20 protein-coding genes are annotated in these 19,830 nt (G+C 64.3%); 10 read left to right on the forward strand and 10 right to left on the reverse strand.

Annotated elements, in window-relative coordinates; genetic code table 11:
- The 3 genes from DBV10_RS04415 to hemP form a co-directional block, all read left to right on the forward strand.
- Positions 1 to 290, forward strand: a 290-nt coding sequence (locus tag DBV10_RS04415; RefSeq protein ID WP_148090335.1) for a MotA/TolQ/ExbB proton channel family protein, incomplete at its 5' end; no start/stop codon positions are given.
- A gap of 3 nt (positions 291 to 293) precedes the next feature.
- A complete protein-coding gene (locus tag DBV10_RS04420) occupies positions 294 to 701 on the forward strand; it encodes a biopolymer transporter ExbD (RefSeq protein WP_124511028.1) in 408 nt (135 codons plus the stop codon).
- A 244-nt stretch (positions 702 to 945) separates the two neighbouring features.
- The gene (hemP, locus tag DBV10_RS04425; protein WP_124511030.1) at positions 946 to 1,167 is read left to right on the forward strand and encodes a hemin uptake protein HemP; all 222 of its coding nucleotides are present in this window, start codon (positions 946 to 948) and stop codon (positions 1,165 to 1,167) included.
- Between the two features lie 373 nt (positions 1,168 to 1,540).
- Here hemP and DBV10_RS04430 read toward each other — a convergent pair whose 3' ends face one another.
- Positions 1,541 to 1,948: a heme-binding protein gene (locus DBV10_RS04430; RefSeq protein ID WP_124511032.1), complete on the reverse strand. Its 408-nt coding sequence runs from the start codon at positions 1,946 to 1,948 to the stop codon at positions 1,541 to 1,543.
- Between the two features lie 236 nt (positions 1,949 to 2,184).
- Between DBV10_RS04430 and DBV10_RS04435 the strand changes: the two genes are divergently transcribed.
- Positions 2,185 to 2,880 (forward strand): Bax inhibitor-1/YccA family protein, encoded by a 696-nt coding sequence (locus DBV10_RS04435; RefSeq protein WP_124511034.1) that lies wholly within the window; start codon positions 2,185 to 2,187, stop codon positions 2,878 to 2,880.
- Positions 2,881 to 2,994: 114 nt separating this feature from the next.
- On the forward strand, positions 2,995 to 3,372 hold the full coding sequence (locus DBV10_RS04440) for a hypothetical protein (protein WP_124511036.1): 378 nt from the start codon (positions 2,995 to 2,997) through the stop codon (positions 3,370 to 3,372).
- A gap of 125 nt (positions 3,373 to 3,497) precedes the next feature.
- Here the strand turns inward: DBV10_RS04440 and rlmD are convergent, their stop codons facing one another.
- The 3 genes from rlmD to DBV10_RS04455 form a co-directional block, all read right to left on the reverse strand.
- A complete protein-coding gene (gene rlmD, locus DBV10_RS04445) occupies positions 3,498 to 4,958 on the reverse strand; it encodes a 23S rRNA (uracil(1939)-C(5))-methyltransferase RlmD (protein ID WP_124511038.1) in 1,461 nt (486 codons plus the stop codon).
- 59 nt (positions 4,959 to 5,017) lie between these two features.
- Complete coding sequence (locus DBV10_RS04450) at positions 5,018 to 5,317, reverse strand: hypothetical protein (RefSeq protein ID WP_124511040.1); 300 nt, start codon at positions 5,315 to 5,317, stop codon at positions 5,018 to 5,020.
- 103 nt (positions 5,318 to 5,420) lie between these two features.
- Positions 5,421 to 5,894, reverse strand: a complete 474-nt coding sequence (locus DBV10_RS04455) for an Lrp/AsnC ligand binding domain-containing protein (protein WP_055398143.1) — start codon at positions 5,892 to 5,894, stop codon at positions 5,421 to 5,423.
- Positions 5,895 to 5,969: 75 nt separating this feature from the next.
- Between DBV10_RS04455 and putA the strand changes: the two genes are divergently transcribed.
- Positions 5,970 to 9,779 carry a trifunctional transcriptional regulator/proline dehydrogenase/L-glutamate gamma-semialdehyde dehydrogenase gene (gene putA, locus DBV10_RS04460; protein WP_255424811.1) on the forward strand — a complete coding sequence of 1,270 codons (3,810 nt, stop codon included), beginning with the start codon at positions 5,970 to 5,972 and terminating at the stop codon, positions 9,777 to 9,779.
- A 98-nt stretch (positions 9,780 to 9,877) separates the two neighbouring features.
- On the opposite strand, the gene DBV10_RS04465 is transcribed toward putA, so the two are convergent.
- Complete coding sequence (locus tag DBV10_RS04465) at positions 9,878 to 10,948, reverse strand: DUF6352 family protein (RefSeq protein ID WP_124511044.1); 1,071 nt, start codon at positions 10,946 to 10,948, stop codon at positions 9,878 to 9,880.
- A 94-nt stretch (positions 10,949 to 11,042) separates the two neighbouring features.
- Between DBV10_RS04465 and DBV10_RS04470 the strand changes: the two genes are divergently transcribed.
- Positions 11,043 to 11,312, forward strand: coding sequence for a hypothetical protein (locus tag DBV10_RS04470; protein ID WP_124511046.1), 270 nt, complete (start codon positions 11,043 to 11,045; stop codon positions 11,310 to 11,312).
- Positions 11,313 to 11,386: 74 nt separating this feature from the next.
- Here DBV10_RS04470 and DBV10_RS04475 read toward each other — a convergent pair whose 3' ends face one another.
- From DBV10_RS04475 to lhpI, 3 genes are all read right to left on the reverse strand, one after another.
- On the reverse strand, positions 11,387 to 12,511 hold the full coding sequence (locus DBV10_RS04475; RefSeq protein WP_124511048.1) for a branched-chain amino acid ABC transporter substrate-binding protein: 1,125 nt from the start codon (positions 12,509 to 12,511) through the stop codon (positions 11,387 to 11,389).
- A gap of 122 nt (positions 12,512 to 12,633) precedes the next feature.
- Positions 12,634 to 13,641 carry a trans-3-hydroxy-L-proline dehydratase gene (gene lhpH, locus DBV10_RS04480; RefSeq protein WP_124511050.1) on the reverse strand — a complete coding sequence of 336 codons (1,008 nt, stop codon included), beginning with the start codon at positions 13,639 to 13,641 and terminating at the stop codon, positions 12,634 to 12,636.
- Between the two features lie 27 nt (positions 13,642 to 13,668).
- Positions 13,669 to 14,610 (reverse strand): bifunctional Delta(1)-pyrroline-2-carboxylate/Delta(1)-piperideine-2-carboxylate reductase, encoded by a 942-nt coding sequence (gene lhpI, locus DBV10_RS04485; protein WP_124511052.1) that lies wholly within the window; start codon positions 14,608 to 14,610, stop codon positions 13,669 to 13,671.
- A gap of 281 nt (positions 14,611 to 14,891) precedes the next feature.
- Between lhpI and DBV10_RS04490 the strand changes: the two genes are divergently transcribed.
- From DBV10_RS04490 to DBV10_RS04500, 3 genes are all read left to right on the forward strand, one after another.
- A complete protein-coding gene (locus DBV10_RS04490) occupies positions 14,892 to 15,617 on the forward strand; it encodes a FadR/GntR family transcriptional regulator (protein WP_124511054.1) in 726 nt (241 codons plus the stop codon).
- A 318-nt stretch (positions 15,618 to 15,935) separates the two neighbouring features.
- Positions 15,936 to 16,844, forward strand: a complete 909-nt coding sequence (locus DBV10_RS04495; protein ID WP_124511056.1) for a hypothetical protein — start codon at positions 15,936 to 15,938, stop codon at positions 16,842 to 16,844.
- A 244-nt stretch (positions 16,845 to 17,088) separates the two neighbouring features.
- Positions 17,089 to 17,421 (forward strand): hypothetical protein, encoded by a 333-nt coding sequence (locus tag DBV10_RS04500; protein ID WP_124511058.1) that lies wholly within the window; start codon positions 17,089 to 17,091, stop codon positions 17,419 to 17,421.
- A 52-nt stretch (positions 17,422 to 17,473) separates the two neighbouring features.
- Here the strand turns inward: DBV10_RS04500 and DBV10_RS04505 are convergent, their stop codons facing one another.
- Together DBV10_RS04505 and DBV10_RS04510 are read right to left on the reverse strand one after the other, a co-directional pair.
- On the reverse strand, positions 17,474 to 18,247 hold the full coding sequence (locus tag DBV10_RS04505) for a hypothetical protein (protein WP_233521101.1): 774 nt from the start codon (positions 18,245 to 18,247) through the stop codon (positions 17,474 to 17,476).
- Positions 18,248 to 18,252: 5 nt separating this feature from the next.
- Positions 18,253 to 19,248, reverse strand: a complete 996-nt coding sequence (locus DBV10_RS04510) for a hypothetical protein (protein WP_124511060.1) — start codon at positions 19,246 to 19,248, stop codon at positions 18,253 to 18,255.
- Positions 19,249 to 19,830: the final 582 nt, after the last annotated feature.

The raw sequence follows: 19,830 nt of genomic DNA on the forward strand, positions 1-19,830 counted from the left end.
TCGGCACCGTGTGGGGCATCTACCATGCGCTGCTGGCCATCGGCACCTCGGGCCAGTCCACCATCGACAAGGTGGCCGGCCCCATCGGCGAAGCCCTGATCATGACGGCCCTGGGCCTGGCCGTGGCCATCCCCGCCGTGCTGGGCTACAACGCCCTGGTGCGTGGCAACAAGTCCATCCTGGGCAGCCTCAACAGCTTCGCCCATGACCTGCACGCCTACTTCGTCACCGGTGCCCGCGTGAACGCCAGCGAGCCCGGCAAGGTGCTGCCCCTCAAGAAAGGCAACTAAGCCATGGCCTTCGGAACACAAGACGATGCCGATGACGTGATGAACGAGATCAACATGACACCCCTGGTGGACGTCATGCTGGTGCTGCTCATCATCTTCATCATCACCGTGCCGGTGATGAAACACTCGGTGAACGTGGACCTGCCCCGCGCCACCAACCAGCCCGAGACCATCAAGCCCGAAACCGTGCGCCTGTCGGTGTCGGCCGAGGGCAAGTACTACTGGAACGAATCGCAGGTCACCGAAGAAGAACTCCTCCCCCGCCTGCAGGCCGAGGCCGCCAAGGAGCCCCAGCCCGATCTGCACATCCGTGGCGACAAGGAAGTGCGCTACGAGCGCGTGGCCCAGGCCATGGCCGCCGCCCAGCGCGCCGGCGTGCGCAAGATTGGTTTTGTGACCGACCCGCAGTAACCCCTGCGCCTTCCCGTTTCACCCCCCTGCCCGGCCGGCCCTGCTTGCCGGGCAGTTGTTTTTTGCAGCCCTGGCATCGCCTCTGGCACCTGCGGCATGACCCATCGGACGGCGCCAATGTGACGGACGCGCCGAAACACCAGGGCAGGAAAAAAAGAACAAAAAGAAACACGCAATTTGCTTGACTCGTAATTGCGAATCGTTATCATTAGCAAAACGCAACGCAATGACACAGGAAAACTCCATGCAAGCCACCATGACCGCCGCCTCGCTCCTGCGTTCCGCCACCACCGACAGGGCGGCTTCGCTCGCCTCCGGCGATGGCGCCCACAGCGCAGAAGCCGTAGCGGCCGCCGTGGACAGCAGCGCCCTGCTGCAAGGCCAGAAGGCCGTGGCCATCAGCCACAACGGTTCGGTGTACCGCCTGCAGGCCACCAAGCTGGGCAAGCTGATCCTGACCAAATAAGCGCCAGAGCCCAGCCACCGCCATCACCGCCCCAGCGCGCCCATGGCGCCAACGGGCCCACCAGACAGTTTCATCGTGGGGCGACTCCCGGGCTTGCAACAAGCTCGCAAGGGTCGTTTTTGCCAGCCAACGGGTTCGCCCGCGTAGCCAGGCTTTTTTTCCCCCGATCATTTCCCAGACCTCATGGGGGCTACAGCCCCCATAAAAAAACCGGCTCCCAGGCCGGTTTTTTTGTTGCCGAGGCAAGCATGGATCGCATCAATACCAGGAGGGCATCCAGAGCTCATGGGACATGCGGCTCAAGCTATAAAAACAAGAGCGCCATCCGAGACACGAAACACCGCAAGGCGCCCTCGCCAGCCTGGGAGTCTGTTTACAGGCCCAGGGCCGCAATGCCGGCCCGGGCGATCTGGGCATCCTCGGTGGACTTCACGCCGCTCACGCCCACGGCGCCAATGCACTGGCCGTCCTTCAGGATTGGCACGCCCCCTTCAAGCAGGCCGTCGATGGTGGGCGCGCTCAGGAAGGCCACGCGGCCGCCGTTGACGATGTCTTCATAGACCTTGCTCTCCCGGCGGCCCAGCGCGGCTGTGCGGGCCTTGGACGGCGCGATGTGTGACGACACGGCGGCGGCGCCGTCCAGGCGCTGCAGCCACAGCAGGTGGCCGCCATCGTCCACGATGGCAATGGTCACGGCCCAGTGGTTCTTGAGGGCTTCGGCTTCGGCGGCGGCGGCAATGGCCTTGACGTCGGCCAGTTCGAGTTCGTGCTTGGTCTTCATGGAGGTACCCGAAAAAAGAGACAACAAATGGGGTGCGCACCAAGCCGGCGCAGCGCGCTGCCTGGGCACAGGAGCCGCCAAGCATAGCGGCATCGTGGCGCCCGTTGCCCCCAGCCAGGGTGAAAGTACCCTTACCAAAAGTAGGTGAGCAGACACGGTTATTGGCGGGCAAAAAACCGCCACCCCCTAGAATTTGCAGGGTCTGCGTTGTGCAGGCCAACAAGGAGAGACACAAGATGAATGACCAAGTCACCACCCTGGGCCACTCTGCGGGCTATGGCATCTCGCAGGAAGAACGCCACAAGGTGCTTCGCAACACCTACTGGCTGCTGGCCCTGAGCATGATCCCCACGGTGCTGGGTGCCTGGATCGGCGTGGCCACCGGCATCACCCAGTCGCTGCGCGGCGGCCTGGGGCTGATTGTGTTCCTGGGCGGCGCGTTCGGGTTCATGTTCGCCATCGAAAAGACCAAGCGCTCTGCGGCCGGTGTGCCCGTGCTGCTGGCCTTCACGTTCTTCATGGGCCTGATGCTCTCGCGCATGATCGGCATGGTGCTGGGCTTCAAGAACGGCACCGACCTCATCATGACGGCGTTTGCCGGCACGGCGGGCGTGTTCCTGGTGATGGCCAGCCTGGCCAGCGTGATCAAGCGTGACCTCTCGGGCATGGGCAAGTGGCTGATGGTGGGCGCGCTGGTGCTCATGGTCGGCGGCATCATCAACGTGTTCGTAGGCTCCAGCGTGGGCATGATGGTGATCTCGATGCTGGCCATCGGCATCTTCAGCGCCTACATGCTGTATGACATCAAGCAGATCCTGGACGGCGGCGAAACCAACTACATCAGCGCCACCCTGGCCCTGTACCTGGACATCTTCAACGTGTTCCAGAGCCTGCTGGCCCTGCTGGGCATCATGGGCGGCGAGCGCGACTGACACCTGCCGTGTCCGTTGATCCCCATCAAAAGGCTCCCCCGGGAGCCTTTTTTATTGCTCCCAGACCCAGGTCAAGCCTCAATCGCGGCAAAGACCTGCCGATAATGCAAGTACATGTATCCCCCAAGCCCATCCACCCCGTTGCGCCTGATGGTTCTGGCCGGCCTCCTGCTGCTGGCTGGCTGCGACAAGATCCCCGGGCTGGGCCCTGACCCGCGCGTGGCCCAGAAGGATGCGGAGGCCAAGGCCATTGGCGGCGCCTGCCGCCATGCGTTGCGCGGCCTGGAAGACTGCTACACCCTCAACCCCAAGGCCGCCAAGGCCTCCGTGTTTGCCGGGTGGAAAGAAATGGACGCCTACATGCGCGAGAACAAGATCGAAGGTGCACCTTCGGTCCTGGGCAAGGTCGAGAAACCCGAGCGCAAGGGCAGCAGCGCCTCCGACGCCGAGACCGAACCCCGCGACACCGCCGCCAGCCGCACCCGCAGCTGAGCGACCACGCACATTCCCCCGGGGGCACCGCCCCCAGAGGCGGGCGTGCCTCCCTCCTGAAAAGGTGCAGCCACCCGCCCCCGCCCAGGGCGATTGCCGCCTCCGGCTACCGCCCTCGGCCCCGCTTATGCCCGCTCGAACACCGCCATGCTCTCCACATGCGCGGTGTGCGGGAACATGTTGACCATGCCCGCCGCCGTGCATCTGTAGCCCCCCAGGTGCACCAGCAGACCGGCATCGCGCGCCAGGGTGGCGGGGTTGCAGCTCACGTACACAATGCGCTTCGGCGGCGTCCAACCCTCGGCCCCGGCGGGCAATGGGCCCGCGCCCTCGGCGCCGATGCGCGCCTGCTCGATGTCGGCCAGCGCCTTGGCCAGTGCAAAGGCGCCTTCGCGCGGGGGGTCCACCAGCCACTTGTCGGCGGCGCCGTCCGCAACGAGCATCTCGGGGGTCATCTCGAACAGGTTGCGCGCTACAAAACTGGTAGCTGCCAGCGCTTTACGGTCCTGCGCTACAGCCTGATTCAGCACATAGTTCTCGCGCGAGCGGGCCACCAGGGCCTCGCTGCCCTCGATGCCCAGCACCTCGCGCGCCTGGGTGGCCAGCGGCAGCGTGAAGTTGCCCAGGCCGCAGAACCAGTCGATCACACGCTCCTGCGGCTGCACATCCAGAAGGCGCAGCGCGCGGCTCACCAGCACGCGGTTGATGTGCGGGTTCACCTGGGTGAAATCGGTGGGCTTGAAGGGCATGGTGATGCCGAAGTCCGGCAGTGCATACGACAGCTGCTCGCCGCCCTCGTCCAGCAGCTTCACCGTGTCCGGGCCCTTGGGTTGCAACCACCATTGCACGCCATGCTCAGCACCAAAAGCACGCAGCCGATCAATGTCGCCGGCGCTCAGTGGCTCCAGATGGCGCAGCACCATGGCCGTCACGCTGTCGCCACAGGCCAGCTCGATCTGCGGGCAGGTGTCGCGCGCGTCCATGCTGGCGATCAGCGCGCGCAGCGGCATCAGCATCGCATCCACATGCGGGGGCAGGATCTTGCAGGTCTGCATGTCGGCGATGTAGCGGCTCTTGCGCTCATGGAAGCCCACCAGCACCTGGCCCTTCTTGATCACGTGGCGCACGGCCAGGCGGGCACGGTAGCGGTAGCCCCAGGCGGGCCCTTCGATGGGGCGCATCACGGTTTCGGCCTTGACCTTGCCCAGGTGCCAGAGGTTGTCTTCCAGCACCCGCTGCTTGACGGCCACCTGGGCACCCACGTGCAGATGCTGCATCTTGCAGCCGCCGCAGGCACCGGCATGCAGGCCAAAGTGCTGGCAGCCGGGGCGCACGCGCTGCGACGATTCGCGGTGGATCGCCACCAGGCTGGCCTGCTCCCAGTTGTTCTTCTTGCGGTGGGTGTTGGCGGTGACCAGCTCGGACGTGAGGGCACCGTCGATAAAGATGACCTTGCCATCGGGCTTGCGGGCCACGCCCTGGGCATCAAGGTCCATGGACTGCACCTGCAGCCAGCCCTCGGGCAGGTCGGCGGCATCCTGCGCCACGGGTTCAAACGAGGGGGATAGTTCTTTCGGTTCGCTCATCCCCCGATTGTCTCAGGCTCGGGACGGCCGCTGCCCCGGGCCCAGGCCGTGGGGCGGGTTCAGCCCCGGTCGGCGCGTGCAGGGCGCATGCCACCGGGCGCCGCAGCCGCTGCCGCTGCCAGCGGCAGCTTGTTGACGGTGAGTTCGCAGCCAAAGTTGTCAGGCGAAAACACCAGGGTGGAGCCGGGGGCCACGCGGGGCAGGGTTTCGTGGACCTGGCGCGACATATCGACCGGTGGCTCGGGGGCGCGGTACACGATGTCCTTGTCAGGGCCATACACCACGTAGCACGTGGCCGTGGCGGACTGGCTGAAGAAGGCAGCCACCAAGGCAGCGGCAGCGTATGGAAGGGTGGTCATGGTTCTGCTCCTCGGTCAGGCTGGCTATTGCTGCAAAGCATTATGCGGGCTTTGCGCCTCGGAACCAATCCAGCCCGAGTGGAGCGCTGCACCCCTCCCCCATTCACCGCAGGTGCAGGTGGTTGGTGTGCTTGACCTCCTCCATCACTGCATAGGTGCGCGTCTCGCGCACACCGGGCAGTTGCCACAGCACGTTGCCCGCAAACACACGGTAGGCGTTCATGTCGGCTGAGCGGGTCTTGAGCAGGTAGTCAAACCCGCCCGCCACCATGTGGCATTCCATGATCTCGGGGTGCACCTGCACGGCGGCCTTGAACTGGTCGAACACGTTGGGCGTGGTGCGGTCGAGCAGCACCTCCACAAACACCAGCATGCCCGCGCCCAGCTTGAGAGGGTTCAGGCGCGCCTCGTAGCCCAGGATGAAGCCATCGCGCGTGAGGCGCTGCACGCGCGCCAGCACCGCCGTGGGCGACAGGGCCACCGCCTCGGCCAGCTTGAGGTTGGCAATGCGGCCGTCTTCCTGCAGGATTGACAGGATCTTGCGGTCAATCCGGTCCAGATCGGGTTCTGTTTGCATGTCTATTAGCGATTTATTCTGCGTTAATGCCAATTTTCGACCATTTATTCATCAACAACCCAAGGATCATCGCCAATAACGCGCCAAACCCTCGTTTGGCCCTCCAAATCACAGAAAGACACCGCCATGACGCAGCCCAACGCCCAGCCCTCCGCTCCGTTTGCCGACTTCGCGCCCCGCACGCCGCTCTCCAACCCGCTGCGCGCCGCCATCACCGCGGCCACCCGCCGCCCCGAGCCCGAGGCCCTGGCCCCGCTGCTGGCCCAGGCCCGCTTGCCTGCCGATCAAGCGGCGTCGGCCGAGCAACTGGCCCTGCGCATTGCCAAGGCGCTGCGCGAGCGCAAGGCCAGCGCCGGGCGTGCGGGCATCGTGCAAGGGCTGCTGCAGGAGTTTTCGCTGTCGTCACAAGAAGGCGTGGCGCTGATGTGCCTGGCCGAGGCGCTGCTGCGCATCCCCGACAAGGCCACGCGCGACGCACTCATCCGCGACAAGATCAGCCACGGCCAGTGGGATGCCCACCTGGGCAAGAGCCCGTCGCTGTTCGTCAACGCCGCCACCTGGGGCCTGCTCATCACCGGCAAGCTGGTGGCCACGCACAGCGAAGGCAGCCTGGGCAACTCGCTCAGCCGCCTCATCGGCAAGGGCGGCGAGCCGCTGATCCGCAAGGGCGTAGACATGGCGATGCGCATGATGGGCGAGCAGTTTGTGACCGGCGAGACCATTGACGAGGCCCTGCACAACGCCCGCACCATGGAAGCCGAGGGCTTTCGCTATTCATACGACATGCTGGGCGAAGCGGCACTGACCAGCGAAGACGCCAAGCGCTACTACGCCTCGTACGAGCAAGCCATCCATGCGATTGGCAAGGCGTCTGCCGGGCGCGGCATCTACGAAGGCCCCGGCATCTCCATCAAGCTCTCGGCCCTGCACCCGCGCTACAGCCGCGCCCAGTTTGGCCGCGTGATGGACGAGCTGTACCCGCTGGTGCTGCGCCTGACCGCACTGGCCAAGCAGTACGACATTGGCCTGAACATCGACGCCGAAGAAACCGACCGCCTGGAGCTGTCGCTGGACCTGCTGGAGCGCCTGTGCCACGAGCCCACGCTGGCGGGCTGGAACGGCATTGGCTTCGTCATCCAGGCCTACCAAAAGCGCTGCCCCTTCGTCATCGACTACGTGGTCGACCTGGCCCGCCGCAGCCAGCGCCGCCTGATGGTGCGCCTGGTGAAGGGTGCGTACTGGGACAGCGAAATCAAGCGCGCCCAGGTCGATGGCCTCGCGGACTACCCGGTCTACACCCGCAAGGTGCACACCGACATTTCGTACATCGCGTGTGCACGCAAGCTGCTGGCCGCGCCCGAGGCCGTCTACCCGCAGTTCGCCACGCACAACGCCGAGACGGTGGCCACCATCTACCAGTTGGCGGGCAGCAACTACTACGCGGGGCAGTACGAGTTCCAGTGCCTGCACGGCATGGGCGAGCCGTTGTATGAGCAGGTGGTGGGCGCCATCGCTGCGGGCAAGCTGGGCCGCCCCTGCCGCATCTACGCGCCCGTGGGCACCCACGAAACCCTGCTGGCCTACCTGGTGCGCCGCCTGCTCGAAAACGGCGCCAACACCTCGTTCGTGAACCGCATTGCCGATGAAACGATTGCACTGGATGAGCTGGTGAAGAGCCCCGTGCAGGTGGTGGACCAGCAAGCTGCGGCAGAAGGCGCTGCGGGCCTGCCCCACCCCCGCATTGCCACGCCCCAGGGCCTGTATGGCGCGCACCGCACCAACTCGCGCGGGCTGGACCTGTCAAACGAGAACACGCTGACCGCACTGGCCGCCGCCCTGCAAGCCACGGCCGCCCATGCCTGGACCGCCGCCCCCCTGCTGGGCGCCGAGGCACCCGCAGGCCCCACCCAGCCTGTGCGCAACCCTGCCGATCACAGCGACATCGTGGGCCAGGTGCAAGAGGCCACCACCGCCGATGTGGACCAGGCATTGGCCCACGCCCAGGCCGCAGCGGCCCCTTGGGCCGCCACACCACCCGTGGCACGCGCTGCCGCCCTGCAGGCCACCGCTGACCTGCTCGAAGCCCGCATGCAGCCCCTGCTGGGCCTGCTGATGCGCGAAGCCGGCAAGAGCGCCAGCAACGCCGTGGCCGAGGTGCGCGAGGCTGTGGATTTCCTGCGCTACTACGCAGCCCAGGTGCAAAGCACCTTCGACAACACCACCCACATCCCACTGGGCCCGGTGGCCTGCATCAGCCCCTGGAACTTCCCGCTCGCCATCTTCATGGGCCAGGTGGCGGCTGCACTGGCCGCAGGCAACCCCGTGCTGGCCAAGCCGGCAGAACAAACCCCGCTGATCGCCGCCGAGGCCGTGCGCCTGCTATGGCAGGCCGGCGTGCCCCGCGCCGCCGTGCAGCTGCTGCCCGGCCAGGGCGAGACGGTGGGCGCGCGCCTGATTGGCGATGCCCGCGTGATGGGCGTGATGTTCACCGGCTCCACAGAAGTGGCGCGCATCCTGCAGCGCACCGTGGCCGGGCGGCTGGATACCGCAGGCCGCCCCATTCCGCTGATTGCCGAAACGGGGGGGCAGAACGCGATGATCGTGGACTCGTCCGCCTTGGTCGAACAGGTGGTGGGCGATGCCGTGTCGTCGGCCTTTGACAGTGCCGGCCAGCGCTGCTCCGCCCTGCGCGTGCTGTGCGTGCAGGAAGAGGCCGCCGACCGCGTGGTCGAGATGCTGCAGGGCGCCATGGGCGAACTGCGCCTAGGCAACCCCGGGGCGCTGCGTGTGGACGTGGGCCCGGTGATCGACGCCGAAGCCCAAGCGGGCATCAGCCAACACATCGACACGTTCAAGGCCAAGGGCCATCGCGTGTTCCAGCACCCGCAGCACCCTGCGGCCACGACCAGCCAGGGCACCTTTGTGCCCCCCACGCTGATCGAACTGAACCACATCGGCGAGCTGCAGCGCGAAGTCTTCGGCCCCGTGCTGCACCTGGTGCGCTACGCCCGCAACGATCTGGACCAGCTGCTCGACCAGATCAACGCCACCGGCTACGGCCTGACCCAGGGCGTGCACACCCGCATCGACGAAACCATTGCCCGCGTGGTGAACCACGCCCATGCGGGCAACGTGTACGTGAACCGCAACATGGTCGGTGCCGTGGTGGGTGTGCAGCCGTTTGGAGGCGAAGGCCTGTCGGGCACGGGGCCCAAGGCGGGCGGGCCGCTGTATCTTTTGCGCCTGCTGTCGCAGCGCCCGGCCAATGCGCTGGCCCGCACCTTTGCCGAGGCAGACCGCACCACGCCACCCGACGATGCTGTGCGCGAGCGCCTGCTGGCGCCCCTGGCCACCTTGCAGCAATGGGCGCACAACCGGGGCCACCTGGCCCTGGCGGGCCACTGCCAGCGCTTTGCGCAGGAGACCCAAAGCGGCACCGCCCGCACCCTGCCCGGCCCCACCGGCGAGCGCAACGTCTACACCCTGGCGCCGCGCGCCCGCGTGCTGTGCCTGGCCGCCAGCATTGACGACCTGCTGGTACAGACGGCAGCCGTGCTCGCGAGCGGCGGCACGGCCCTGTGGCCCAACGCCCAGGCCAGCCAGCGCGCGCAATTGCCCACGCGGGTGCAAGCACAGGTCACGCTGCAAGACAACACGCTAAACGACGGCACGCTGGCGCTGGACGCCGTGCTGCACCATGGCGACGCCGCATCCCTGCAGGCCGTGGGCACCGCCCTCGCCCGCCGCGCCGGGCCCATCGTGGGTATCACGGCACTGCAGCCCGGCGCAGTGGACATCCCGCTGGAGCGCCTGCTCATCGAGCGGGCACTGAGCGTGAACACCGCCGCTGCCGGGGGCAATGCAAGCCTGATGACGATTGGATGAGCGCCCGGCGCCGGGTTGCCATCCGTGGGGGAATTTAATTCAAATTGGCCGCTAGCGCTTTCTGGACAAGCGCTAGCAGCTACTCATTCAATAGCACCTCAAGACGCGGATGCCAGCGGCAGATTGAGCAGCAGGTTCTGCGGCTTGATGCGCACCACGCCCTCCGCGTTGGTGGCCAACCCCAGATACACCGGCTTGCCCGCCACATCGGCACGCATCTCGGCGGGGTTGGCAAAGGTCAGCGTGAACAGGCTCACCAGGCGCTGCATGCGCTCGGCCTCCACCGGCCGGTCCTGGTACAGGTCGTTGAGGATGGCGGTGGACTCCACGTCCAGCCCCACATGCCAGCGCCAGGCGCTGTCGGTGACCTGGTGCACAGGCTCGATGGACACCTGCACGCCCAGCAGGTGGGCCACCCAGCGCTCCAGCACGCGGGCCAAGGCCTTCAAACCTGAGCGGGCGCGGGTCATCTTGAACGTCAGGCCGTGGCTCAGGTCCTGTGTCAGCTCATGGGTCAGGTCGAGCAAAAAGTGGTGGCGCTCGCTCGCCTGCCAATACTCCGCGGCGTTGTCCGCGGCCAGCACCTGCACCTGCGCCGTGGGCTGCAAGGCCCCGCTTTGCCGCAGCAGGCGCCCCACCTCGCCCAAACCGGCCGTCTCGTTCAGCATGTCGAGCGTGGCGCGGTCGCCCGCCAGCATCTGGCCTTCGTGCTGTGTGATGCGCTGGGGGCGGAACAGCATCTCGGCGGCACGGGCTTCGAAGGCGTCGTTGCAGTCATCCAGCAGGTTGCGCAGCAGCGCCTGCACCACTGCGTCGATGAACACCGCAGGCACATCCACCGCCCCACTGCGCATGAGCTGCAGGTAGTACGCCTCCAACGTGCCCACCGCCAGCAGGCCATCGCGAAAGCGCAGAAACACGGCGTAGTTCTCGCGCGCATCGTCGTCCTGCACGGCGGCCAACTCGGCCGCTGCAACAGACCTGAGCGGTGCAGCCTGCAACCCACGGTGCAAGGCCACCTCGGCGGCGCAAGACTCGGGCACCAGCGCCAGCTCTGGCCTGCCCAGCAGGGTGCGCACATAGGTGTCGGTGGGAGACAGCCAGCCGCGCGGGTTGCGCATCAGCGGCTGAAAGCCGCAGCCAGACCAAAAATCAGTGGCACGGGTCATGCCATGCCCTTTTCGCAAACACCGGACAGGCACAGCCTGGGAGGGGCGACATCAGTGGCGGCCGAATTCATCAAGGTAGAGAGCATGAAAAGGGGTGAAGGTCATCAAAAAGCATCGCCTCGCACAAAGCCAGGCCCTGCGCAAACACGATAGCGACGAAGAAAGGCCGGGGCGGCCGCATGCGTTGCCGCGCATTCTGCACAAGTTCTGTACCGCCCATGGGGACAAGCCGGTCGTCACACTCATCGCTGCCTGGCGCTCGAAGCGCTCCGAAATCTCTTTCTACATCCGCGGTTTCCCCCTCGGGGGGCCAAGGCTACTGCCGCAAGCACAGGCTCAAGACCTTGAAAGGGGATGGGCATGAGATGGCGAAGTAAAAAAGCCCTTGCCGGCGTTCACCGACAAGGGCTCTGGAGAAAGGGATGCGCTGAGGGGGGGTCAGAGGCTCTTGAGCGGAACCACATCCTTCCCCTTGAAGGTGTAAACCGTCACCGCCGACGACTTCAGGTCATGCTTGGCATCGTAGGCAAACTCCCCCGTCACGCCTGCGTATTTGCCATTCGCAATCGCCTGGACGATTTTTTTCGTGTCCGTGGATTGGGTCGATTCGATCGCTGCGGCCAGCATGTGCATGCCGTCGTAGAAGGCCGCTGCGTAGGTCAGCGGATCGCGCTTGTACTCGGCGCGGTAGCGCTCCACAAACTTCTGCCCCTTGTCGCTCTTGTCCAGCATGGAGCCACCCTGGGTGCAGAAGGTGTTGAGGTCGCCGGAGACCTGCGAAAGGGTCGCGGTTTCCGAGGAGCAGATGCCATCGCCCCCCAGCAGCGGCGAGGAGATGCCCAGCGCACGCATTTGCTTGAGCAGCGGGCCGCCCTGCGGCGAGTAGCCGCCGTAGAACACGGCGTCGGCTTTCGATGCGCGGATGTTGGTCAGGATGGAGCTGAAATCCGTGGCCTTGTCTGTCGTGAACTCGTTGGCCACCACCTTCATTCCCAGGCGCTTGGCCTGTTCGCTGAACTCACGGGCAACACCCTGGCCATACGCGGTGCGGTCATCGATCACAGCCACCGTCTTGACCTTGAGGTCTTGGGCTGCGTAGGTCGCCATCTTGGTACCCAGCTGGTTGTCGCTCGCACCGATGCGGAACAGGTTGGCGTAGCCCAGCTCGGTGATCTTCGGATTGGACGCCACGGTCAACACCACCACGTCGGACTCATTGAGCACGCGCGCCGCCGGCACGGTCACGCCCGAGTTGTAGGGCCCCAGGACAAACTTCACCTTCTTGTCGGCCAGGGTCTGTGCCACCTGCACGCCCTGCTTGGGGTCGGCAACGTCGTCGTTGATGTCCAGCTCGAACACCACCGGCTTGCCCCCGAGCTTCACGCCCTTGCTGTTCAGTTCCTTGATGGCCAGCAGCGCGCCGTCGCGGTTGTCCCCGCCATTGGCCGCCTGGGGGCCCGTGACCGGGCTCATGAAGCCCACGCGGATGCGCTCTTGGGCCTGGGCCGTGATGGCCGCCAGGCCCAAAGCCACGGCGGTCAGGCTAAACACTATTTTTTTCATGAAAACGTCCTGGTGAATGAAAGAGGGTTTGGGGCACGGAGATCGGATTCACCTGGTGCCCCATCAGGCGATGGATAAACAGCCGCGTTCTGCGGAGCGGAAAAAGAGGTTCGGAAGGAACTTCAGCGCACCAGAAAGCCGTTCTTCAGCGGATCACGCTCGTCCAGAACCCAGGTGCAAAACCCCACGATGTGGGCGGTGCCGGACACCTCCGGGATGACGGCCGGAAACTCGCCCACGGTGGTTTCCTCCAGCACACGCCCGCTGAAGATGGAGCCGATCACCGATTCGTTCACCAGCACCTCGCCCTTGCCCAGCTGGCCGCGCTGGTAGAGCTGGGCCACGCGGCCGCCGGTGCCAGACCCGGTGGGCGAGCGGTCCACCTCCCGGTCGGCAAAAACGCAGCAGTTGGCCTGGGTGGAGCCTGCATGCCGGGGGGCGCCGTCGATGATGGTGCCGTAGATGTGGTTGATCTGCGGGATGTCGGGATGCACGACCGGGAACGCGGCATTGGCGGCGATCTTGACTTCGGCGCCGAACTGCTTGAGCTTTTCGATCGAGGATTCGCGGATCTCCAGCCCATGGGGCTGGGCACTGGTATAGAAGTAGAACGCGCCGCCGTAGGCGATGTCGCCGGTCACCTGGCCAAAACTCGGCGTGGTGACCGTGACATCGCGCTTGTAAATGAACGACGGGACGTTCACGAAGCGCACGCCCTTGGCATGCGCTCCGTCCCATTGCACAAAAGCCTCGATGAAGCCACACGGGGCATCGATGCCCACGCGTGTTTCGGGCTCGGTGCGCTGCACCCAGCCCAATTCGACCGCCGCCGTGGCCAAAGCGATCACGCCGTGCCCGCAGTGGTCGCTGTAACCTTCGTTGTGCAGGAAGATGATGCCGAAGTCGGCCGTGGGGGACACGGGCGGTGTGAGGTAGCCGCCGTACATGTCGGCATGGCCCCGTGGCTCGAACATCAGGGCCTGGCGGATGTCGTCGGCGTTTTCAAGCAGCCAGGCGCGGCGCTCGACGATGGAGTTGCCAGGGAGTTTGGGCAGCCCCGAAGTGACGATGCGAAAGGGCTCTCCACCCGTATGTACTTCCACGGTGCTGATGGTGCGTGTGATCTGCATGACGACTCTTTCTGAAAAACGGGCGGCTCAGGCGATGCCCTGCGACTGAAGGGCGACGCGTGCGGCAGCAAGGTCCCACGCACCCGTGCCAACACTCTTGAACACGAAGGCGCGGGAGCGATCGGGCTCCTCGCGCAGCAGCGTGGCGAGCGAACGCACAGCCTCCCACTGAACACCCGCGCGCATCAGGTCGCCCGCCTCGTGCCGCGCCCCGGCGGGGTCATCGGCATACAGCACGCTGCCATCCAGTGTGGTCTTGCCGATTTCGGCCATCTCGGGCTTGAAGGCGCCCACGCCCACGATGACGCGGCCCACCCGGGCCGGTTCGTCGTACACCGGCTGCGTGGCGGTGGTGAGCGTGATCACGGCGTCGACCGCGGCTGGTATCTCGGTAGGACAAACCAACACCCGCCCCGTGGCGGCAAATTCTGCGCAGAACGCCTGGGCCCTGGCGCTACTCGTCCCCCTCACCCACACGGCGCAGTCGGGGTACAGCGCCTGGAGCGCCTTCACATGGTGCCGGGACTGAACGCCCGTGCCCACGATGAGAACCTGCTTCGGCGCATGACCCAGCAGCCGGCGGATGGCCACCAGTGAGACAGCGGCCGTTCGGCGCCCCGTCAGCTCGGGGCCGTCGAGCAAGCACAGCGGTTGGCCCGTCTCAGCGGCACACACCGTGACGATGCCGTGGATGGTGGGCCGTTGCAGGGCCGCATTGCCCGGTTGCACGGTGACCAGCTTGTGGATGCCAATGTCGTGCGATGTGGCGGGCATGCTCAGCATGACACCACCGGGCCCCATGGGCACGACCAACCGCTCCGGGCTGATGATTCCGCCGTCCTGGTATTCCTGGGCAGCGGCCTCGATGGCCGTCACCAGCGCGGCGAAAGGCAGGGCAGCGGCGGTTGCCATCGGGTCGCACACCCCCAGGCTGGGGCTGGGTGTTGCCGGGTTGAGAGGGGTGGTCATGGGGAGAGTTTTCCTGTCGGGTGGGGCGCAGGGGCCCAGGCCTTGCAGCGGCGGGTGGCATGAAGGCCTGCGGCCCCAGACGCCCTCACGGAGTTGGTTTAATCCTACCCAACACCTCAGCAAAGTGGTTTGATAATGATCCACACATCCATTCCAATTATTCAGGGAAATCCCGTAGATTAGCCAAATCCCCAGACCAGTGCTCCACCTAATAGGCCCAAGGTGGTCAATTTTTTGAACTCTTTGTCCTACACTGATCTCCCACCTCCAAAAAATTGGTAATGAAAAAAGACCAAGCACCTGCGACAGAATTCCGCCCCAAGCAGATCTATGAGCAGGTGGCAGACCGCATTCGCGGCTCCATCCTGGCCGGGGCTTTTCCGGCGGGGTCGCGCCTTCCGTCGGAGCGGGATCTTGCCCAGCAGCTGAAGGTGAGCCGCCCGGCGGTGCGCGAAGCCATCGGCGCCCTGCAGAACATGGGACTGGTGGTGACCCGCCATGGCTCGGGCACCTATGTGACCGAAAAAAACTCGGAGATCAGCCCCGCAGAAGAAGCCGGGCCGCAGGCGGACTTCAGCCCGGTGAGCACCCTGGAGGTCCGGCTTCTCATCGAGCCTGCAGTGGCACGCCTCGCAGCACGCCGGGGCCAGCGCGATCCTGCCGCAGAGGCATATTTGCGCCGCATGGCGGCGGTGCGGGACATCAACGATCCGGCGCAGCAAGCGTTGTGGTCAGAATGTGATCGCCTTTTTCATCGGCAGTTGGCCATGATGACCGGGGATGCCCTGATGACCCGGATTGCAGACGAAGTGGCCCAAAGCATGGACCAGCCTTTGTGGCACCGTCTGCGCGACGACGGCATCTACGACGAGGAGCGCATCCAGCTGTACGTGGCAGAGCACCGGCTGATCTACGAGGCCATCGTCACAGGCGATGAGGAAGCAGCCGCCTTCTACGTCGAATGCCATCTCAAGCGGGTCCGCAAGGACATCGCCACCCGCGAATAGCGCTGTGGCGCGGCGCCATGTTCTGCTGACGTATCCGCGCTCATCGCGGTGGCACTCCGCCGCGATCTCCGAAAAGAATTTGAACAGGTTCTAGCCCCCCGGAGGGAAATCGGCTGGCGCCGCACAGAACATGTGGTCAGTTAGAGGCCTGCAGCGCGTGGCTGGGCACTCGAAACACTACCGTTCCCAGAAAAGCGCCAGCTTTCCACCGCTTACGTGAAGACTGAGCACCACAGATTGGAGGAGCATAGGAGCAACGTTCCGCAAAGCCCAGACGGCGCCACCGCCAAGGCGACCACCCCACGAAGGAGTCACAAGATGCTCGATATATCTCAAGCCACCAACATGTTGACATCCATGGGCGTGTCCAGCTCCTTGGCGGCGCGTGCCGCCGAGCGCACCGCCAAGAGCTATTCCAATGCAGACCCTCTCACCTTTCTCAAGGAACTGAGAACCACCCTGGCAGAGCTCTCGGCCGAAGCCTCGCGCGCCGGAAACAACACGCCAACAAGCACCGCATCGACCGGAAAAACAGCTTACACATCCACAGCAGCCCTTTACAGCAACGGTACACAAAGCACGTCAACCGCCGGCACAGCGTCCACGACCAAACCGGCAACCACTGCGGCGCCTTTCAGCAACCTGGAAGAGTTCAAACAGTGGGAGAAAGGCCTCGGCGACACGTTCGCGGCAGACTACGAGCCACCGGACTACATCCGGGTCGCATCCATGGTCCTCAACGGCGGAAACGACACCGTCGTGGGCCGCTACATGTTTTTCAAGAATCACCCCGAGTTCGCGGCCGACTACGCATCCATCCGCAACGGACAGCTCTCCAAATTTCCCACCGATGGTTCCACACTGGTGAAAAGCGATCTGTCCAAGATGTCCACCGAAACGGCGGCTTATTACAAAAAGAACCCTGACGAACTGCTCGCTGCCGAGGGCTTCAACATGGATCCGACGCTTGCCAAGATGCGGATGAACGGAGAGATTGCCGCCCCATACGGAGTCAACATCTCGGAATGGCTCATGGACAACAAATGGACCAAAGATGGCACCGTGGCCCAGAACAACCGTGTTGCCTATGCCAACGCCGACTACATCGGCCTGGATGGCAAGGGCGCGGGAACCTACAAACTGAGCAAATTCGACGCTGCCACCGGAAACATCATCAATTACGACGGCCGAGTCTATGACCCGCTGACAGGTGAAGTGAAGGCCTGAGCCTCCCCCTACCCAGGCCGACAGCGGGCCGGCGTGCGCCACGCACCGCTCCATCTCAGAACGCTGGTTCTGCCCCCCTCCACGAGCGCCCAAGAAGCCTCTTGGGAGTTGCGTCATACCGCGTTGGCTAACCCCACGGGTAGAGCTACCCGCATGCACCCTTCCAGGCGCATGCGCAGAGCCCTCTCACTCCCACTCCATCATCAATAAGCCTTCTGAACCCGCGTGGTTAAAGGGATTTGCTGTGATCAACATAGAGCGTTACCGTCACTTTTACCGTAAGAAGCGCGCATCTTTTGCTGGCGCGGGAGATGGAGCAATTCGTCAGGGAGCGACGTTTTCGACATCGTCATCAATCAGCTACAGCATACCGAAAAACGCACCGCATCCCAAGATTCGCCGAGATCCGGTCATTCTGGTTGTAGTGGATCCCGAGGGCCTCGCCCAGTTGCGTGAGAACGGCTGCACGGCCGCCATCTTTTCCGAGTACGTTCAGAACGTCTTTTTCTTGCTTTTGTCCTTGGTACCAATGCACCAAGCCGTGAACAACGCCATGTCTCCTCCTGCCAGTTCTTGAGTTCCGGTTGGGATGGCTGCCCATCGACCGCTCCGGTTGACTTCGTCGTCCATCATCCCGCCGTCTTCGCAGGCAATTCAATTTCATATGCCTGGGCGATGCGGGCCACCAACTCGGTGACGGCGACGTTGCCAAGCTGCAGCGTTTTCGGGTCGATGGACGTGTCGGCAGAGACGGCGATAAGGAACCGCGTCATGTCTGCGCCGATCTTTTTATCGATCGGAATGCGTGTGGCTGGCGCCAGCAGTTGGGAAAGGCGCAGTACATCATTGAGGTGCTTGCGCACGTCCTTGGCGTCCACCTGGGCGCCCTGCTCTTTTCGCGCAGTCAGTTCAAGCCACGCGATGGCTTTGAGCGGAATCAGGCGGTCTTCGCCGACCCAGGGCAGGCCATCGACTTCGCGGCGCCCAGCCATGATGAATGCGTAGTAGACCTCGTCCAGCAAGATGGCAGACAAGCTGGAAACGGCTTCATCCAGCGGTATGGGTGTGAGTTGACTGCCTTCGGCCGGTTGCAATCCGTCGGGAGCGCGCGCGAACAGTTCGACCATCGCCGGGTAGCGATCATCAGCGGGTTTCTGGAACCGGTAAAAGATGGGTTTTCCGGTGTCGCTGGCCTGGCGGATTTCGTAGCCTCCGTCCTCGACGAATTTCCAGAAAGCCTCGCCAAATGCCGGGGTCAGTGCCTCCACATGCAGGACGATGTCCAGATCTTTGGTAGCTCGGAATTCCAGCCCAGCCTCCTCCATCGTCAAGGTCGCGGCCGTGCCGCCAATCAGGACGTACTGGTCGACATATGCCGCAAACCGCTCCTGGAAGATGTCCAAGCCTCTCACCACGGGAGTTGTCCTTTCAGTTCGTCCAGTGCGAGTTGGATTCGGTCGTCCGCGTTCTCTTGCAGGCTGAGCGTCAGCGAGAGCGGGTCCACCGTGTTGGCGTCTGGCACCAATGCCGGGCTGTAGCTCCACAGCTGCCATTCTTGGGCACCCGCTTCGGGCTCAGGCAACTCGCGAACGCCGGCATCCGTCGCAGCCTTCCAGTCGGCGGCGGTCAACGCATACACCGGCCACTTCGGCTCGGTCAGCATGGAATAGCGCGCGAGCGCGCTCAGACCCGCGATGCGGCTGGGCCGATGTGCGACGAGCCCATGGGCTTTCACCCAGACCGTACGCCTGACCGGCGTTCGCAGTGCGGGCTTCGCACGCTCCCAGGTCTGCTCCGGTGGGAGTTCCATTCGTAGCCAGCGCGAGCGGCCGATCGTGTATGCGGTAGCCAGCCCTGCCGCAGTCAGTTCCTTGACTGCACGTGACAGTGTCATGGGCGTGTACCCCAAGGCGACTGCGACCTTGGAAGGCTGCCAACCGGGTTGCCACGGCTGGCGAAGCAAGGCCGTGATCAGCATGGCTTGCGCGGACGGGCTCAGCGCCGCTTCCGTGGCCGGAGCGCGCTGCCGAAAATACTCACGCAGGTCCAGACCTAGGTCCGGCAGATAGAGTTGGTTACCCGGAACGATGAACGGGACTTTTTGCTCGATCAAACGCCGCCGTTCATAGGAGGCCAGTGCGTCGGTGACGTAGACCGCCGGCTGACCGGCCAGCGCCTTAACCTTGTCCAGCCAGGTCCGGACTTCGCTGAGGGACTGCTTAGCCTCCGCGCGCCTTATCGCCAGGACAACGGGCTGCCCCACCAACTCTAGCTCGCTGAACTGGAAAGCGTCGCGCAGGAAGTACGGGAGTTCGTTTGCGCGCGCCCACGGCTTCACACCTGGCGCGTCAATGCCCAGGACTTCCTGAAGGTAGTGCAGGACGGCGGTCGCGAGGGTCGGCAAGGTCTATCCTATTTAACTTCAATTTTGCACAATAACACACTAACCGTTATCGTGCAAAATGGCGTTATGATGGCGTTTTTGATTCTCCCGCCCCCTACACCAAGCCGTCCGACGAAAGGAAACGACATACCTGCCGCGCGTCGCATAGCGCCTCGGAACGCCGCCGACCAGGATGCGCCTGATCGACCCGAAACGGCAGCTACATAGTCGGCCGTCGACTTGCACCACCATCACAGCACCGGGCCTGAGTGCAGATGCACCGCATTCATCACCCCGTACCATCGGCGCATGAGCAAGGGATCACAATCTGAACGAGCGCAACTGGTCGACATCGGCGTCAACTTCCACGCGGCGCACCGAAGTGCAAGCAGTTTTGATATCGCGCGATCAAGTCAAAGCGGCCAGTGGCGCCGGTCGCACTGCTACTCCGAAATGAAGAAAACGATCCCATTTTCTCTATGCAGCCCCTGTAGAATTTGTAACAGCTAAAACTCAATAGAGCCAAAATGGCCGTAGAGAAGAACTCGCTGCTTGGCCAAGGTCGGCGCATTGAACCGGGGGGTAGGGTGTTAGCGCCAGTGC

The organism is Acidovorax sp. FJL06, from assembly GCF_003852545.1.
Taxonomy (GTDB): Bacteria; Pseudomonadota; Gammaproteobacteria; order Burkholderiales; family Burkholderiaceae_C; genus Acidovorax.